We start from the raw sequence: 17,860 nt of genomic DNA, 5'->3' as shown, positions 1-17,860 counted from the left end.
AAAAAGCCGGGTTCCCTAGATGGGAATCCGGCTTGTTCTAACCTTTAACCTTTTACGTTCAATAATTCCAAAAAGCTTTTCCCGATATTCGGTGCGGCAACCTCGAAATTATGGGCAATAGTTGCGGCAAGATCCGCGAAAGTTTCTCTAATGCCGATGGAACTGGAACTATTAGCGAGTAACGGGTTATAGATCAAGATCGGTACATACTCGCGGGTATGATCCGTTCCCGGCCAAGTAGGGTCATTCCCATGGTCGGCCGTAATGATCAGCAAGTCTTTATCGCCGGTTAGTTGCATGAGCTCCGGGAGATACTGATCAAACTCTTCCAAACAAGAAGCGTAGCCTTCGGGATCGCGTCGATGTCCATATAAGGAATCGAAATCGACCAGGTTCGTAAACAACATCCCATTAAACGGACGCTTAAGCAGCTCAATGGTCGTCTTGATGCCGTCTAAATTGCTTTTCGTGGGATGGGACTCCTTGATGCCTTGACCCGTGAAAATATCGTTGATTTTCCCGACGGAGATGACATCGTACCCCTTATCCTTGATATGATCGAGAACGGTTTCACCAATGGGCTCGAGCGCGTAATCATGTCGGTTCGGCGTACGCGCATAAGCACCCGGTTCGCCGATGTACGGTCTTGCGATAATACGCCCGACCACATAGGGATCGTTTAAGGTAATCTCTCTGGCAATTTCGCAAGCGCGATACAATTCCTCTAAAGGAATAACGTCCTCATGAGCGGCAATCTGCATGACGCTGTCGGCGGATGTATACACGATCCATGCGCCTGTTCGGAGCTGCTCTTCTCCGTACTCGTCCAGAATCTCGGTTCCCGATGCCGGCTTGTTTCCAATGACTTTGCGACCCGTCAGCTGTTCGAACTTCTCGATCAATTCCGCCGGAAATCCATCAGGATAGACTTGAAAAGGCACTTCTACTTTAAGTCCCATCAGCTCCCAATGACCCGTCATCGTATCTTTGCCCACGGACACTTCCGCCATCTTGCCGTAACAAGCCAGAGGGCTCTCCGCCGCAGGGATCGTAGACAACGGCGCAATATTTCCTAGACCCAAGGCAGCGAGATTCGGCAACTTCATGCCGGGTACATGCTCGCCGATATGACCCAAGGTATGGCTGCCTTCATCGCCGAATTCATGGGCGTCCGGCAAAGCCCCAATACCCACGCTATCAAGCACGATCACGCTAATACGTTCGAATTTCATGTCGTTACCTCTATTCTTCTGATATCATGCTACAATAATCTTTGAGCCAGCTCGAAAGGTTGTGTGCTAATGATTAACAACGTTTCCGACATTAAGATTTTCTCCGATATTCCTCATGATGAACTACAATATATAACCCCATTGCTCAAGGAACGCCACTTCAAGAAAAATCATGTTCTTATCTTTGAGAATGACGAAAGCGACGAGGTTTATCTCATTCGCTCGGGCATGGTCAAGATCTATCGGATATACGAAGGCAAGGAAATCGTCCTTAGCCTAACGATGGCGGGCGATATTATCGGAGAAGTAGAAGCCCTGTCCAGCGATAATCATCGAATTTCATCCATCGAGGCCTTGGAGAACGTCTCGGCTTGGCTGATGCAGAAGCAAGACTTCTTGCAGATCGTTGATAAATATCCCTCGGTACTGCGAAATGCATACAAGATTCTCGTTGAGCGAACCCGCATGCTCAATCGCATGATTCGCTATTTGACCTTCTATGACGTACGCGGAAAAGTCGCCAATCTCCTCATGGACCTCTATTACAACTTTGGAGTAACCCTCAATAACGTTTACAAAATCGACTTTAAAATTAATCAGTCCTTGATCGCCAACATGCTCGGAGTCACTAGGGAATCGATATCCAAAACGTTAGGCGAATTTCAGAGCGAAGGGCTGATCGACATTCGGGATAAGTTTCTATACCTCCTCGATATGGAGAAGTTAGAATCGATTTGTCATGAAACGGAGGAGTTCCCTACCCTTCGCAAGTGGTCTAACCCTTAGCGATTCCGTGCACCCAATATAACAAATGAAAGCGCTCCGCTTCCGTTACTAGGCTAACGGTTAAAATGTGAACTAGTTCACGTTTATGGAGTTATTCTATTAACATAACGCGGATGCGTATTATGCTATGATTTTTGGTGAAGCTAATTCGAAGTTACATACGAACAATTTGGAGGGATTTACTTGAGTATTCATCTCGAAGCCAAAGTCGGCGAAATTGCAGAATCCGTGTTGCTGCCGGGCGATCCGCTACGCGCAAAATATATTGCCGAGACCTTCCTGGAAGGTACGGTTTGTTACAACAACGTACGTGGCATGTTAGGCTATACGGGTACTTATAAAGGAAATCGCGTATCCGTTCAAGGTACGGGAATGGGAATGCCTTCCGCCGCCATTTACATTCATGAATTGATCAACGATTACGGCGCCAAAAATCTCATTCGCGTTGGAACTTGCGGTGCCATCCAACATGATGTAAAAATCCGCGACGTGATTATCGCGCAAGCGGCGGCGACTGATTCCGCCATCATTCGCAACCAATTCCCCGGATTCGATTTCCCGCAGATCGGTAGCTTCGATTTAATCAAGAAGGCTTATGAAGTCGGAACGGATAAAGGTCTGAGTCTTCGCGTAGGAAATGTACTTTCATCCGACGTTTTCTACTCGGAAAGCCAAGAAGTGGTTAATAAGCTTGGCAAGCATGGCGTATTGGCCGTAGAGATGGAAGCAGCGGTGCTTTATTATTTGTCCTGCAAATTCGGAGTTAAAGGCTTATGCCTTGTAACCGTTAGCGATCATATTCTTACCGGCGAACAAACAACGTCGCAAGAGAGACAAACCACCTTTAACGACATGATCGAAGTCGCACTGGAAACTGTATCGAAGTAGAACCCAATGAATATAGGAATAAACAAAAAACCTTGATTGACCTCACGGGTCAATCAAGGTTTTTTCCATGCTCTAGAGCCTATTCCTTATCCATACCTCATTCCTCTACCTCATACAGGGATGTGTCCAATGCCTGAATGAAAGGCGTCGGTTCTCCTATTGCGTACAGGATAAGCCGATGCATGGCGCGCGTACAGGCCGTATAGAAGAGCTTGCGCTCGCTTTCCCGATGATACGCCCGCGAAGAAGCGTCGTAGATCAGCACGGCGTCGAATTCTACGCCCTTGGCGAGATACGCGGGAATAACCTGCGTTCCCTTCTCGAAGTTGGGCGTATTTTTCGTGATGTGCCGCAGCGCCTGACAGCCCCGAGCCGTCAAAGCCTCGAAGGCATCGCTGCTCTCGGCCGCCGTCTTCGTAATGACGGCGATGGAAGCGAAGCCTTCGGCCTGAAGCGCCGCGAGATCAGCCGCCATTCGTTCCGCGCGCGCCTCGTTGCTGCCCGCTTTCGAGAGGAGCGGCTTCCTGCCGCTTCTCTCGAAGGGAACGATCTCCTCCCCGCCTGGCAATAACGACTTCGTGAAGTCCACGATCTCGCGGGTGGAGCGATAACTGCGGACAAGAAAGTACTGACTCGTTTCTGCCGCATCATAAAGCCGGATCAAAGGCGAATCCGTCTCATGCAAATTCGTCGCCTGAGTGAAGATCGCCTGACCGAAATCGCCGAGCACCGTCATACGGGCGCGCGGGAACAATTTTCTGAGAAACTCATATTGAAACATGGAGTAGTCCTGACCCTCATCGACGAATAAGTACCGCACCTCGGTATTTGTTCGAACGCCCTCGATGAGTTCCTTTAGGTACAGGTATGGCGTCGTATCCTCATAGAACAACTCGAAGCGGCTCAGCTTTTCCTTCGTCTGCTTGCAGATTTCCGCCCAAAGCCCGGGCACTTCGGCCTCACTCGCCATCTCCCGGTAAGCGGCATCATCGTCGAACAGCTGGGCGTACAGCCCGACCATATCTATGAACGACAACCTCTTCACGCCTTGCCTCAGCGGTCTAAACTGCTCCTTCACGACCATTCGGCGCAGCAGCTCTTCCTCCTGCTGGGCAAAGTCGAAGACATCCTCGTCTTGCTGGCGATTGTTGATCAGTTTATTGTAGGCTTCGACATATTGCTCGGCAAATTCGAAAACGCCGTCCTCTTTGCGCAGCGATTTATAGGCTTCGGCATACTGATCGTTATCGAGGTAATTAAGCTCTTCCTGCACCCATGCTTCCTCCCGCTCCTTGCGTTCCAGCAAGGTCAGCTCCCGCAGCAACCACTCCTGCAGCAGAACGACGCGGTTAATCAGGCGAAGGGAAGCATCATAGCTGTAGAACTTCGATTTCATTTGCTCGGCGGAGATCAAATCACGGTCCCTGAAACGGATCGAGTGGAATTGCATTCCTTCCCGTCCCAACCACGATGCATAGCTCTGGAGAGCTTTAAGATACGCTTCCGACGACTTATATTGGATCCCGTTTAATCTGGCCTCGTATCCCGGCGTCGATTGTTCGGTCAGCACGTATTCGAGCTGATCGAACGGGTCCTCAAGCCGTAACGAGGAACCAAGCCAATATTCAAGATATTCCTGGAAGGTCGTCTGCTGCATATTCTCCTCGCCAAGCTCGGGAAGAACCGTGGATACGTAGCTGTTATACATCGGATTAGGGGAGAAAAGAACGACCTGGTCGGCTTTGAGATTATCGCGGTGTTTGTACAGCAAGTACGCCACACGTTGCAGCGCCGCCGAGGTTTTCCCGCTTCCGGCCGCCCCTTGCACAATAAGCATCCGGCTTTTGTCGTTGCGGATGATGGCGTTCTGCTCTTTCTGGATGGTGGCCACGATGCTCTTCATCTGAGCGTCCGCGCCCTTCCCGAGTACTTGCTGCAGCAATTCGTCGCCGATCGTTAAGCTCGAGTCGAACAAATTCCGTATTTGCCCGTCGCGAATCCGGTACTGTCGCTTCAGCTTCATTGTCCCGGCGATGTTTCCTCCCGGCGTTTGGAAGGAGACCGCTCCGGGGGAATAGTCGTAATACAAGCTCGCAATGGGCGTACGCCAGTCATACACCAGGAAGCTCATACCGTCCGCATCGACGAAGGACGACACGCCTATATAGACTTCTTCGCTGAAGCCCAGGCCATCCTCTTGGAAATCGATGCGTCCGAAATAGGGAGACGGCAGCAGCCTTTTCATACTCTTCCACTGCTGCACTCTCTGCCGGTGGCTGCGTTCACGTTCGGATAACACCGCTGCCTGCTGTTTGATCGTGAAGAAGGTCTCTTCGAAATCTTCCTGCGTGCTCGTATTAACCGTTACTTCTTCCCAGAATCGCTTGCGAATGTCCGCCGCCTGATCGTGCAGTTGATCGACCTCGGGCTCCAGCTCGACGATTCTCGAATGTAGCTTTTGCGTAATCAGCTCCAACCGCTCCTGCTCTTGCTGCCAATCTTTTGCGTTAATCATCTTTGTGAACACACTCCTTTTCAGTCTAATCCGGAAAAGAAAAAGAACGTTTGACAACCCGTAAATCCATGTGGTAAGATTAAGGTGTAGATAAGATGCGTTAACTCTGTACATATTGATAAAAATAGTCAAGGATGTTCTCATCATATCACACTGCATCTTTGCGTGCAATTGTTTTTCATAGGTAAGAACCCGGCAGACTCTGCCGGGTTCTTTATTATTCAAAGTATCCGATTAAACCATTGCTTTGGCCGGGTCGATCGCGGCCACTGGCACGTCGTTCACGTTCACCCATATGTAGAAGTAGTCTACGGAAAGGCCGGTAGTTTGGGTAAGGGTTTGTTGAACCGTCTGCTGCAAACCGAAAGTCAAGCTTCCCGTGCCGAGATTAGGCAGGTTGACAGGCAATTTCAGGTTGATCGAAATATCGTTTTGCGGTTGATATTTCGCGCTCGCAACGCCTCCGAACACGGAGAAAATGATCATCAAAGATGCAAGAGATACAAGGATTCGTTTCATGTTCTCACCTCCTCTCAAGTCAATTGGTCGGCAATATTCAAGAATGCCGTTACGATGTCCGGATGATAGATGGTGCCGCTATTCCTCTTAATTTCAAGCAAAGCTTCGTCAACCGGGATCCCTTTGTGATATACCCGATCCACCGTCATTGCATCGAAGGAATCGACGACCGCGATAATAGAAGCCAGAATGGAAATCTCATTCCCCTGTCGTCCAGCGGGATATCCTTTGCCGTCATACCTTTCGTGATGCTGCTCGACGATATCTCCCACGACCCTCAGGTCGGGCAGCCCTCTCTCATATAGCAACTCTTTACCGTGAGTAGTGTGCAGCTTCATCACTTCGTATTCTTCCTGCGTGAGTTTACCCGGCTTGTTCAAGATTTCTTCAGGCACCCGCGTTTTGCCGATGTCGTGATAAAATGCGGACTGATTAAGAATAAACATGTCGTAGGCGGATAGCTTTAACTCTTCTCCCACCATCATCGCAAGTTTCTTGATTCTCTCGCAATGATCCGAAGTATATCCGTCCTTCTCTTCGATTTTCACGGCAAGGTCCATCAGCTCTTGGGTCCAATTGCTGTAGTTATGAAAGTACGGGCGGGAGACGACGTAGAGAAACTCGGTGTCCGTCGCCGCGACGAATAAGGCAAGTTCTGTAATCATATAGGCGGAAATAGAATCGCCGGCTTTAATGGACGTATCGCCCTCTTCGGTCTTCCATATCAATTCTCCGGAAATGATATACACGTATTCGAGCGCCAGCCAGCCCTCTTCCGGGGCGAGTGCCCATCGGCCGCCTTGCTCCAGCTTGTGATGAATGATCTCCGTTCCATCTCCCGAAGAAAGGAGCGAAATGGTAAGGCCTTTCAGGGAAACGCTCTCGAGGTTCGTATGGCTAGAATGGACCTGAATCTTCATGCCTGTTCACTTCCTACTTAATCGGGACTTTATGCTCAGTATAGCATACAAACCTATCCAATTATATGAATATATCATCGCCGGACTCGCTTGACCCTGAAGGAGGGATTTATAAGTCGTTTGTTGAACTTCATATAGACTAGACGGGTATTATTAATCCAAACTTAGAATGGACTTTGCGAATGAAGAAAATGATCGCCGAGATGCGATTGAAGCCGCGTCTGATAATCGCCTTTTCTTGTTTTACGGTTATCCCTTTTCTCGTAATCGGAGGAATCTTCCTATGGCTGTATGTGAGCTACAACAAAGAAATCATTAAAGACGCCGCCGTCCAAAATAACGAACAAATCATCAAAAACATTAATACTTCGCTGGAACCGGTCATCTCCCTGTCGATGTATCCGATTTATAACAAGGAAATTTTTCAGCTCATGAAAAAGGATTACCGCGATTACCCGTACAAAGGCTTGGAAATTTCCCGGGACTTCGATACGATCAACCATGCGATTGCCAACAACATTCTGAATTACTCCAACGTAATAGACTCGGCAATGATCTATCAAATCACGAACCATTTGTTAATTGGCCGAAGTAACCTGGAGTATGTAAACCATACCTATCTGAACGACGAATTTTTCCTTCAGCCCTACGTCCGGGAAATATTGAAGCGGAAAGGAAGCCACGTATTCGTAGGCATTCACGCCGACAAACTGATGGCGGTCAAGAAAAAATACGTCGTTTCCGTAGGACGGTCCATCATCGATCCCTACACGAGGGAAGACCTTGGTCTGGTCATGCTAAATCTCGGGGTCGACAAGCTGAAGCAATTATGGAGCGACATCAGCTTTACGGAGAACACCAAGTTTTATTTGATCGACGAACAGAAAAACATCATCTATAGTCCGAACGAAGCGGAGATCAGCCAAAATTCCAAACAAGTTCTGCCGTTCGACATCGATGCCATTGACCAGACGGGAAAATACGAAAATAAAAACGTATTTGCTCTAGTCTCCGAATCCTCCTTGTCCCATTGGCGGGCCATCACGATCATACCCAAAAACGAAATGTTCAGCTATTTGAACTTTTTGTTAAAGATCATTTTTGCATTGCTGCTCCTTGTCCTTGTTCTATCGATAATAACCGCCATTTTCATCGCGACGAGCATCACGAAGCCATTGGCAAGCCTCGAGAAAAAAATGCGGGAGGTTTCCAGGGGCAATCTGGAGGTCAAGGTGCATATCGAGCATGGAGAAATCGGGAAAATCAGCATGACGGTCGATGGAATGCTTCAGGAAATCCGCATGCTTATCCGGCGGATTTATCAGGAAGAGCAAGAAAAGCGAAATGCGGAGCTGCGCGCGCTCCAATCTCAGATTAACCCACACTTCATGTATAATACGATAAACGTCATCAAGTGGATGGCGAAGCTCCAAGGTGCGGCCGGAATCGAGGAAGCGCTTACGGCATTCTCGTCCGTCATCCGCTTCACTGCCAAAACCGATTCGGATTACGTTACGGTCAAGGAGGAGCTTGACTTTATTCAGGATTACACGAAAATTCTCGGCTTCCGCTACTTGAACAAATTCGAAGTGTTATATGAGGCGGGGGAAGAGGTTTTGCACTGCCGTACCCCTAAGTTCATGCTGCAGCCGCTTGTGGAGAACGCCGTTTTTCATGGTTTTTACGACATCGCGCACAAAGGCAAGCTGATCGTGCGAATCGAGAAATCGGATGAAAACCTGGTCATGTCGGTGATCGATAACGGGAAGGGCTTGTCCGTCGAACAACTGGACGCCATCGACTCGAATAACGCGGAGCATAAATTAAACTCGATCGGAATCTCCAACATTCGCAAGAGAATCGAGATGAATTTCGGCATTGGATACGGTCTATATCTGGAAAGCACGGAAAACCAAGGAACTACGGCCCGCATCGTCATTCCGATCATGGGCCAAGGAAATCGAGGGGATTAAATGAGAGTTTTGATCGTAGACGACGAACCGTTGGTCAGAATAGGCATTAAATCCTGCCGGAATTGGGAATCGCATGGAATCGAAATCGTCGGGGAAGCGGAGGACGGCGAGAAAGCGATTCAGTCCATTCTAGAGTTGCTCCCCGACGTGGTAATACTGGACATTAAGATGCCGAAAAAAAACGGACTTCAAGTACTGGAGGAGGTCCGGCAGCAAGGGCTTGAAACGAAAATCATTATTTTAAGCAGCTTTGACGACTTGGCGAACGTAAAGAGCGCCATGAAACTGGGGGCCTCCGACTATTTCTACAAACCGAGCATGAGCGGAGAGCTCATCGCCGACATGCTGATTCAACTTAAAGACGAGCTTGACGCAACAAAAATAAGCCCTGTCTCCCGTCTGGAAAACAAGGCACGGTCCAAGGAAGACGGCCTGAGGCAATGGTTAAACGGACAGCCTCCCGCCTCCCTTCAGACCAATCTGAAAGAGTCGAATATGCTGGTAGCTCTCTTTACCGTCAGGCATTATCGTAAAGCAGTGAATCGTTATCCGGATCAGAACGGATCCCACCTGCTCCAGAACGCCATCCTGAATATTATGGCCGAGCTGCTTGCGAAAGAGAAAGAAGTGGAAGGGTTACGGAGCGAAGAAAATCGTTACGTCGTCATCTTGAGCAACAGCGAAATCAAAAGCGAGCAGGAATCGAGAAATCGCCTGAACGAGCTGATCGCGATGATCAGCAGCTCGCTCAGACGATTTATTAACGTAGAAACCGTATTTGGCATAAGCGGTTTCTTCCAATCCTTCCAGGAATTAAACCGGGCATACGAACAAGCAAAACAGGCAATCAACCACAAGTTCTATAAGCCCGAGGAATACGTCTTGAATTATCCGTGCGGTTGGAACGAAGATCCAAGCGTCCTGGATACGGCAAGCCAGCACATAATGAACATGAAAACCCACTTGAAAGAAGGCCAATTCGAACAATATCAGCTGTATAGGGATAATTGGGAGCAGTTGCTCCGGGAAAAGCCGTGCATGACCGAAACCGACGTCAAAAAAGTGTACGAGGGGCTTCTGTTTATTCTGGATGAGAGCGATGCCTATTTTAAGGACACGACTCTTGCGAAAGAAATCGAGAATCTGGCTGAACTTACGGCTTTTTACCGGAATCTGTTCCGAGAGAAAATGGAAGCTCGCAACCGTGCATTTATTCGCCAAGAATACAGTCCGATCATCAAAAGCATTTTAAATTATTTGCACGCTTCCTACAAACGGGAAATTTCATTGGAGCACCTCGGCGAACAATTTAACGCCAGCGGGAATTATATCAGCAAGTTATTCCGGAAAGAAGTGGGCAAAGGCTTATTCGACTACCTGAACGACCTGAGGATTGCCAGGGCCAAAGAGCTTCTGAAGGATTACAAGCATAAAATCTACGAAGTCGCCGAACAGGTCGGCTTCAAGAGCCAGGTCCACTTTGCCATCGTGTTCAATAAATATGTCGGCATGTCCCCCAAGGAGTTCCGGAAACAGACGGAGCCCCCGACTTGCTGAATACAGCTGCTATACCTATCCCTTTATCCCCGAAGTGGAGACACCCTCGATGTACTGCTTCTGGAAGAAGAAAAAGAACAGAAGGATCGGAACGGTCGAAAGCACCACTCCGGCCATGATGAGGGACGTTTTCTCGAAAGCCGCGTCCTTCAAGCTGTTCAACCCGACGACAAGCACATATTTTTCCGGCGAGCTGACGAACGTGCTCGGAACTAGGTAACTGTTCCAAGTGCCTGCAAATGTCAAAATGGACATCGTAATTAGCGAGGATTTGGCCAAAGGAAAAACGATGCGCCAAAAGCCGCCGATTTTGTTCAGGCCGTCGATTCGCGATGCTTCGATCAATTCGTTCGGAATGCCTAGGTAAAACTGTCTAAGCATGAAAATGTACAGACACTGGTAAAGGAACGGAACGGTTAGTCCTGCGAACGTGTTGAGCCAACCAATCTGTGCCATGTTTACGTAGACGGGAATCAGAATCATATGATACGGTACCATCATCGTCGCCATAACCATCCATAAAACGAGTTTTTTTCCGCGGAAATTCAATTTGGCGAGCGCATAAGCGGCCATCGGATTAACGATCCAGTTGCCGAGCATAATGATGCCCGTCATGACCAGCGTATTCCAAAACCATAGCGGTACGTTATAAGCCTCGTTGGTAAAAAAGGTAGCGTAGTGCTCCAGCGTCCATTCCTTCATGCCGACCAGCTTGTTTGCATACTTTAGCGGCATGAAGGAATTGTACAGCGTATAAATAAACGGGGTGGCAAAAGCCGCGGCCAGTAGCCAGAGAACTGCGTAGGCGATCGCACGTCTAATAAGCTTCACGTTCATCAGTCCTTCGCGTCTAATAATTTTTTCTGAATGGCCGTAACGGCTAATATGACGAAGAAAAATAAAACGACCGCCGCGCAACCGTAACCGATATTCAGGTACCGGATTCCGTGCTGATAGAAATAGGTGACAACCGTGCTCGTTGCTCCTGCGGGAGTACCCAGCGCCCCGTAGCGGGAGATCGCCGCGATCTGGTCATAAATTTGAAAGGCAAGAATCGTGGATACCGACACGACGAAGAAGATGACCGGCTTCAGGGACGGCACTGTAATATACCGGAATTGATTACCCTTGCTTGCTCCGTCGATTTCCGCGGCCTCGTACAGATCGCGCGGGATTTCTTGCAGCCCCGATAAATAGACGATCATGCTGAACCCTACCTGTTGGAAAACGAAGAGCATGCAAACGAACAACAGCGCATAATCCGTATCCGCGAACCAAGTCGCATTTTTCATGCCTAACAACGCGAAAAACCGGGTAACAAACGTATCTTGTTTAAACAGCATCATGAACACGGTCGTGACCGCGATTTGGGAAGCGATATAAGGAATGAAGAAGACGGTCCTGAAAATTCCTTGGCCCGCGATCTTCTTGTTGACCAAGATGGCCAGCAACAAACCGAGTACGGCTTGGGACGGCACCGAGATGGCTACGATTTCCAAAGAATGCAGCAACGCCCGGTAGAAATCCGGGTCTTGTAATATTTTCGCGTAATTGCCGAAACCGATAAACTTGGCTTCATCCAACGCGGCGAAATTCACATCCTGAAAGCTGCGGATAAACGATTGGAGAAAGGGGTAAAAGAACCACCAAGCCCACAGGACAATAAACGGCAGGATAAAGATCCACGCCACGAAAGCATCCGAATCCGCCAGTCTCGAATAGGCAAACTTGCCTTGACCGTTCTTGCCTCTGTTAGCGATTCCTCTGGTTCCGGCATTGTACTCATTCATTACGTTTCCTCCCAGTCGATCGGCTGTCGGAAGTAAAAAGGGTTCCCGTTTAGCGATCTAAACGGGAACGCCTCTTCCATGTCGTTACTTATTGAATTGTTGTTGCACTTTATCCAAGATTTGCTGAGCTGTTTCCTTGCTGCCGCCTAGAATCGCGTTTTCCACTTCTTTAACAAGAGCGTCCGTAAATTTCTTCGTGTCGCTCGGGTATTGGAAGTCGGTTGCGTTAGCCAGTGCGCTTTCGGTGGACTTGAATTCCGGATTCAGGTCGTAGTATTTCGGAGACAAAGATTTCAGCGGCGGGTTATAGCCTAGCTCGATGAATTGACTTTGCACCTTCTCGCCCGACATGAAGTACGCCGCTTTAACCGCAGCTTCTTTATTTTTGGAATCTTTCATCACCGTATAACCGTCCGCAATCAGGTTGCCCGCTTGGACTGTACCCTTCGGTACCGGCAGCGCTACATATTTCAGATCAGGGTTCGCGTCCTTCAGATAACTCTTATACCAGGCGCCCCCGGTCGTCATAGCTGCCTTTTTGTTGGCAAAAACTTCACCGTCCCAACCGTAGCCCAACGTTTTCGGCGTAACGGCAAGATCGTCTTTATAGAACTTCATGAACTGCTCCAGGCCTTGTACGTTTTCTTTCGAATTGATCGTTTTGCCGTAGCCCCAACCGCCGCCAAAGGTTTTGACATAGTTCGTAATGTGAAACTCATGAATGTTGGCAACGAGGCCATAGACGTCTTTGGTCTTCAACTTCTTCGCTGCTTCGTACACTTCATCCCAGGTTGTCGGATACGCGCCGAGACCCGCCGCTTTCCACATCTCATCGTTGATGAAGAACATGGACGTATTGAACGTGTTCGGAATGCCGAAGGTTTTGCCTTCTACTTGCCATCCGTTCTTAGCGGAGTCGATATAGACGCTCATGTCCAGATTTGCCGATTTAATGTATTCGTCAAGCGGGGCGAACAGATCCTTGGTGATATATTCATACGATCCTTCATTGGACAACCGCACTAAATCCGGCGCGGTACCCGCTGCGATTTCACCCGGAAGCTGATTCCAGAATTGATCGCTGCTCGGATATTGTTTAATTTTCAGCGTAATGTTTGGATACGCTTCATTAATAGAATCCGCCGCGGATTGATATACTTTCAGATCCTCCGCCGTGCCCCAGAAGCCGAATGTCACCGTTGCTTTCTCGCCCTTGCCGCCCGATTCGGACTTTTTGTCTCCTCCTCCGCACGCTGCCAATATAAATACAAGCATGGATACGCATAACAATAACGTTGTAAGCCTTTTCATATTTATGTCCTCCCCCTTTTTTGAAATCGCATTCATCATAATACGATTTCGGTCAGAAAAAAATTAATGAAACAACGATTCGTTTAATCTAGCTGATTTTTCTTATTATGTAGCGCACGCTATCTTAATTTTAATCGCTATTTTTTATATATAATCGCTATTTTGCGGCTGCCTATGGTTATTTTGTCCCGCTCGAAGCGAAGGGGGGCCCTCTGGCCCCCCCGGGTAATCAAATCGCAATCATGCCCGTCGGACTTATTTCGAAATATCCACGAAACCTTCCCCGAACACGTCTCTTACGTCGTGAATCGTTATGAACGCCTCTTTATCGATCGATTTTACAATTTTCTTAAGCATGCTCAATTCCTGTTTGCTAATTACGATGTAGAGCAGCTCCTTCGGCGAGTTAGAATAATAGCCCCGGCCATAGATGACGGTTACGCCTCTCTCCATGATGCTGTTCACTTGCTCGGCTATTCGATTCTGCTCCTTGGATATGATCGTAACCGCCTTCTTAGGATTAACGCCTTCGATAATGAAATCCATGACCTTGGTCGCGATATAGAGCATTACGATCGTAAGCATCACGCTCTGCGCGCCGATAATGAAATACGAAGCGAATACGACGATCAGATCAACGAACAAGAGCGCATAGCTAACGTTCCAGTCCAAGTACTTATTGATGATTCTGGCAATGATCGTCGACCCTGCCGTCGTTCCGCCAACCCGTATGATCATGCCAATACCGACTCCCGTAAACACGCCCCCGAATATCGCATTAACGATTAACTCGTCGGATTCAATATGCAAATCGTGCGTCAGGTAAAGAAACAGAGAATGAAATACGACCGCGATTATCGTATAGACCGTAGTCGACTTGTCCAGGAATTTATACCCGACAACTAATAATAAGGAGTTTAGAATCAAGCTGACGAGTCCGGGAGACCATTGGAACAGATAATAGAATATGATCGTTATCCCCGTTACCCCTCCTTCGCCGAAATCGTTCGGAATGATGAACAGATTAACGGCCAAGGCGAAAAGCAATGTACCGAAAATAATGAATACGATGTCTAGAATGCGTTTTTTCATAGAAAGTCCTTTCTTGATGAGCCGGTAATTAGATGTTTTATTTTATCATATAAAGGGTTTTATTAAAGGGATTACCCGATTGGTTTAGCCCCGGCCTACCGAAATTAGGCGAGATGCACTATGGTTCCCCCTCTCTGGCGAAGATATGATGAGAGAGACGACAGAACCGAGTATAGATAAGAGGTGGACACGTTGAACCGATGGAGGCAATGGAAGGCGGGGTCAATAGGCTTTGTTTGCGGGGCGATATTTTTCTCCGGACTTACATACGCTGCAACCGGAACGAGGACCATCAGCGTGGATTTTCGCGATATCCGTTATTATTTCGACGGCATAAACAAACAACCCGCAAGCGATCTGCAGGGATTCCTATACAAGAATACGACCTACGTTCCTCTGCGGTTTATATCCGAAGCCGTAGGGAAACCGGTCGTCTGGGAAGGCGCAACCAACTCGATCTATGTCGGGAATAAACCGAAGCCGACGACGACACCGGCGCCAGCGGGAGGACAAGCCGAATCGGCCGCTCTGCAAGTGTTTCCTAAAGATAATCCGTGGAATACGGACATATCCAAATATCCGGTTCACCCGAACTCGAAGCAGTTCATCGCCTCGATCGGCGCGAATACGAAGCTGAAGGCCGATTTCGGCACGGTATGGAACGGGGCTCCGATCGGAATTCCGTATACGATCGTAGACGGCAAACAACCGAAAGTGAAAGTCACCTTTACGGACTATGGCGATGAAAGCGATCCCGGACCGTACCCGATACCCGCGAATGCGCCGATAGAAGGCGGACCGAACAGCGACGGCGACCGTCATGTCATCGTCGTAGACAAAGACAACCTTCTGCTGTACGAGCTCTATAACGCACGCCTCACCAGCGACGGATGGAAGGCATCGAATGGAGCGAAGTGGGATCTTAAGACGAACGCTTTGCGGCCGAAGTTCTGGACGTCCGCGGACGCCGCGGGATTGCCGATCTTCCCGGGACTCGTCCGCTATGAGGAAGCCGCCTCGGGCGAAATTAATCATGCGCTTCGGTTCACGGTTCGTAAGACGCAGCGCGGCTTCATCGCTCCGGCCACTCACTACGCTTCGAGCAGTACGGAAGCCAACCTCCCGCCCATGGGACTCCGTCTCCGATTGCGAGAAGATTTCAGCGAATCCGGGTTCTCCGCCCACAATCGGGCGATCATTCGCGCGCTCAAAAAATACGGCATGATCGTCGCGGATAACGGCAGCGATCTATATGTAAGCGGAGCTCCGAATCCGAAATGGGACGATGAAGACCTGCACGTTCTGGGCAAGATCAAAGGCAACGATTTCGAAGTCGTCGATACCGGTAAGATCGAGAAATAAATCAGCTTTTTCTCTCCGCGAAAAAGTATCACAACGGAGTTTTCTTGGCGCTTCGGCGAGGCATCGGAAAATTCAACAATAAGATGCCGACCACGAAGATGAACGTACCGACTATGATGTAGACGGTGATGGGATCACGGAAAAATAAATAAGACCATAGTATCGCAAATAGGACGGTACAGTTGCCGACAATCGCGACGACGGCGAAGGGTACCCGCTTAATGGCTTCCGCGAACCAGAAAAAGCTCAGACCCGTAATTACGCCAAGCAGCATCAGCGCCCCCCAAGCCCACGCCGTTATCGGACCGGTAAAACCGTGAGATTGAATCGGGATCGGAACGGCGACGATTACCGTGCTCATTAAGAAAACGGATAAGTTCATGTTCCCGTTGTCCATCGTCTTCAGGAGCATCCGCTGACTTAATACGTGAACGGCGGCGCCGATACCTGCAAGCGCGAACAACAGCGTCGTTAACCCGCTGCCTTGCGCAAGCTCGTCAAGCGGCGTACCGTTCCAACCGACAACGATGACGCCGGCAACGCAGAACGCTGCGGCAATCCATCCGCGCAACGCTATTTTTTCCTTAAACAACAGACCGGCCGCAAACAACAGAACGACGGTCTGAACAGGCTGCACGAGAATGTTGCCGTAGGAGTAGCCGATTTGTAAGGCGATATTCTCCAACGCGTAATTAGCCGCTTTCCCGACCGCGCCTATCCAGACCCACTTCATCCCCAAACGGATCCGTATTTTCCCGTCGCGAATAAATAGATAGAGTCCCAGAAAGATGACGCCGAAAAAAAAGCGGGCGAACGAAATGATGGCGCTATCCACCATCGACGACGCCGATTTAACAAGGACCCCGACGAAGCTCCATGCCAACGTAGCTAGCAGGAGTAAAATATAACTCAAGAAGGTGCACCTTCTTCGCGAATAGATTTAAGCAAAAAAAGAGATTGCCCTCTCGAACAGCCACGAGAACGGGGCAACCTCTTACGAATCCGATATTACTTGCCCAGCTGCTCGCGCCACTTATATTTAGGCTCCCAGCCGAGTAGTTTCATTGCTTTCTCGCTATTGAGCAGCGCTTCATGCCCCTCAAGCGGCGCACGGAAGTCTGTCACTTCCGGATAACGCGCGGCCATCAGCTCGCGGCTTGGAACGGCCATGCTTGTCTCGGTAGATCCGAGATTAAGCGCGACGGAACCCAGTCCTTCCGCTTCGATCGCAAGGCGGCAAGCTTCCGCGGCGTCGCGGGTATCGATGTAGCTCCACAGAATCCGTTCGCGCTCCTCCGGATTATCGATCCACGAAGGGAATCGCTCGTACCACTCCGGCGGAATAACGTTGCCCAGACGCAGCGACACGACTTGAATGCCGGCTCTGCGGTAGAACATATCCGCGGTCAGCTCGCCCACAACCTTGGACAAGCCGTAGCTGTCCTGAGGCAACTGCGGATGCGCTTCGTCCATCGGCACATACTGCGGACCGAACGGATGAACGGCGAAGCAAATCCCGTACGAGGATTCGCTGGAGGCGACGACCGCTTTCTTGATGCCGAGTCCCGCGGCCGCTTCCAGAACATTATAAGTAGACATCACGTTGTTGCGGAACGTCACTTCGGGCGGTACCATACCCGCTCTCGGAATGGCCGCCATATGAACGACCGCATCCGCCCCGGCCAGCGCGCCGTAAGTCTGACCTAAATCTTCAAGATCCACGATAAGCGTAGGGCATAGAGGCTCCTCCGGCTGGCGCGTATCTACGTTCAGTACATCGTAACCATGCTCCACCAAATGCTTAACGACCCATCGGCCCAGCATGCCGCTTCCGCCGGTTACGACTACTTTCTTAATTGGATTAGTCATCGAAATCTCTCCCTTCCTATTCCCGATGCCTAATTCGAACAGGCAA

The 17,860-nt window shown here is 49.3% G+C and carries 15 protein-coding genes; 5 read left to right on the top strand and 10 right to left on the bottom strand.

Translation table 11 applies throughout. The features are described from left to right. Window positions 1-44: 44 nt before the first annotated feature. Window positions 45-1,232 carry a phosphopentomutase gene (gene deoB / locus D7Z26_RS17125; protein ID WP_120978208.1) on the bottom strand — a complete coding sequence of 396 codons (1,188 nt, stop codon included), beginning with the start codon at window positions 1,230-1,232 and terminating at the stop codon, window positions 45-47. Window positions 1,233-1,301: 69 nt separating this feature from the next. On the opposite strand from deoB, the gene D7Z26_RS17120 reads away from it, so the two are divergent. Both D7Z26_RS17120 and deoD read left to right on the top strand, forming a co-directional pair. Next, window positions 1,302-2,018 (top strand): Crp/Fnr family transcriptional regulator, encoded by a 717-nt coding sequence (locus tag D7Z26_RS17120; RefSeq protein WP_120978207.1) that lies wholly within the window; start codon window positions 1,302-1,304, stop codon window positions 2,016-2,018. Window positions 2,019-2,201: 183 nt separating this feature from the next. Beyond that, window positions 2,202-2,906 carry a purine-nucleoside phosphorylase gene (gene deoD, locus D7Z26_RS17115; protein WP_120978206.1) on the top strand — a complete coding sequence of 235 codons (705 nt, stop codon included), beginning with the start codon at window positions 2,202-2,204 and terminating at the stop codon, window positions 2,904-2,906. 97 nt (window positions 2,907-3,003) lie between these two features. Here the strand turns inward: deoD and helD are convergent, their stop codons facing one another. From helD to D7Z26_RS17100, 3 genes are all read right to left on the bottom strand, one after another. Continuing rightward, window positions 3,004-5,421: an RNA polymerase recycling motor HelD gene (helD, locus tag D7Z26_RS17110; protein WP_120978205.1), complete on the bottom strand. Its 2,418-nt coding sequence runs from the start codon at window positions 5,419-5,421 to the stop codon at window positions 3,004-3,006. 234 nt (window positions 5,422-5,655) lie between these two features. Then, window positions 5,656-5,940, bottom strand: a complete 285-nt coding sequence (locus D7Z26_RS17105; protein WP_120978204.1) for a hypothetical protein — start codon at window positions 5,938-5,940, stop codon at window positions 5,656-5,658. A gap of 14 nt (window positions 5,941-5,954) precedes the next feature. Beyond that, complete coding sequence (locus tag D7Z26_RS17100; protein WP_120978203.1) at window positions 5,955-6,860, bottom strand: HD-GYP domain-containing protein; 906 nt, start codon at window positions 6,858-6,860, stop codon at window positions 5,955-5,957. A gap of 182 nt (window positions 6,861-7,042) precedes the next feature. Here D7Z26_RS17100 and D7Z26_RS17095 point away from each other — a divergent pair, with 182 nt between their 5' ends. Then, complete coding sequence (locus D7Z26_RS17095; RefSeq protein ID WP_120978202.1) at window positions 7,043-8,833, top strand: cache domain-containing sensor histidine kinase; 1,791 nt, start codon at window positions 7,043-7,045, stop codon at window positions 8,831-8,833. Continuing rightward, window positions 8,834-10,390: a response regulator gene (locus D7Z26_RS17090; RefSeq protein WP_120978201.1), complete on the top strand. Its 1,557-nt coding sequence runs from the start codon at window positions 8,834-8,836 to the stop codon at window positions 10,388-10,390. A 15-nt stretch (window positions 10,391-10,405) separates the two neighbouring features. Here the strand turns inward: D7Z26_RS17090 and D7Z26_RS17085 are convergent, their stop codons facing one another. The 4 genes from D7Z26_RS17085 to D7Z26_RS17070 all read right to left on the bottom strand — a co-directional run bounded on the left by D7Z26_RS17085 (window position 10,406) and on the right by D7Z26_RS17070 (window position 14,583). After that, on the bottom strand, window positions 10,406-11,221 hold the full coding sequence (locus tag D7Z26_RS17085; protein WP_233566995.1) for a carbohydrate ABC transporter permease: 816 nt from the start codon (window positions 11,219-11,221) through the stop codon (window positions 10,406-10,408). Window positions 11,222-11,226: 5 nt separating this feature from the next. Further along, the gene (locus D7Z26_RS17080) at window positions 11,227-12,180 is read right to left on the bottom strand and encodes a carbohydrate ABC transporter permease (RefSeq protein ID WP_120978199.1); all 954 of its coding nucleotides are present in this window, start codon (window positions 12,178-12,180) and stop codon (window positions 11,227-11,229) included. 84 nt (window positions 12,181-12,264) lie between these two features. Then, window positions 12,265-13,491 carry an ABC transporter substrate-binding protein gene (locus D7Z26_RS17075; protein ID WP_120978198.1) on the bottom strand — a complete coding sequence of 409 codons (1,227 nt, stop codon included), beginning with the start codon at window positions 13,489-13,491 and terminating at the stop codon, window positions 12,265-12,267. Window positions 13,492-13,746: 255 nt separating this feature from the next. Beyond that, window positions 13,747-14,583, bottom strand: coding sequence for a YitT family protein (locus D7Z26_RS17070; RefSeq protein ID WP_120978197.1), 837 nt, complete (start codon window positions 14,581-14,583; stop codon window positions 13,747-13,749). Window positions 14,584-14,775: 192 nt separating this feature from the next. Between D7Z26_RS17070 and D7Z26_RS17065 the strand changes: the two genes are divergently transcribed. Further along, window positions 14,776-15,945: a stalk domain-containing protein gene (locus D7Z26_RS17065; RefSeq protein WP_158602359.1), complete on the top strand. Its 1,170-nt coding sequence runs from the start codon at window positions 14,776-14,778 to the stop codon at window positions 15,943-15,945. Between the two features lie 28 nt (window positions 15,946-15,973). Here the strand turns inward: D7Z26_RS17065 and D7Z26_RS17060 are convergent, their stop codons facing one another. Both D7Z26_RS17060 and D7Z26_RS17055 read right to left on the bottom strand, forming a co-directional pair. After that, on the bottom strand, window positions 15,974-16,858 hold the full coding sequence (locus tag D7Z26_RS17060; protein ID WP_120978195.1) for a DMT family transporter: 885 nt from the start codon (window positions 16,856-16,858) through the stop codon (window positions 15,974-15,976). Between the two features lie 95 nt (window positions 16,859-16,953). Continuing rightward, window positions 16,954-17,814 carry an NAD-dependent epimerase/dehydratase family protein gene (locus D7Z26_RS17055; RefSeq protein ID WP_120978194.1) on the bottom strand — a complete coding sequence of 287 codons (861 nt, stop codon included), beginning with the start codon at window positions 17,812-17,814 and terminating at the stop codon, window positions 16,954-16,956. Between the last annotated feature and the right edge of the window lie 46 nt (window positions 17,815-17,860).

It is taken from the genome of Cohnella endophytica, from assembly GCF_003628305.1.
Lineage (GTDB): Bacteria > Bacillota > Bacilli > Paenibacillales > Paenibacillaceae > Cohnella > Cohnella endophytica.
This window is presented reverse-complemented; position numbering and strand designations above follow the sequence as displayed.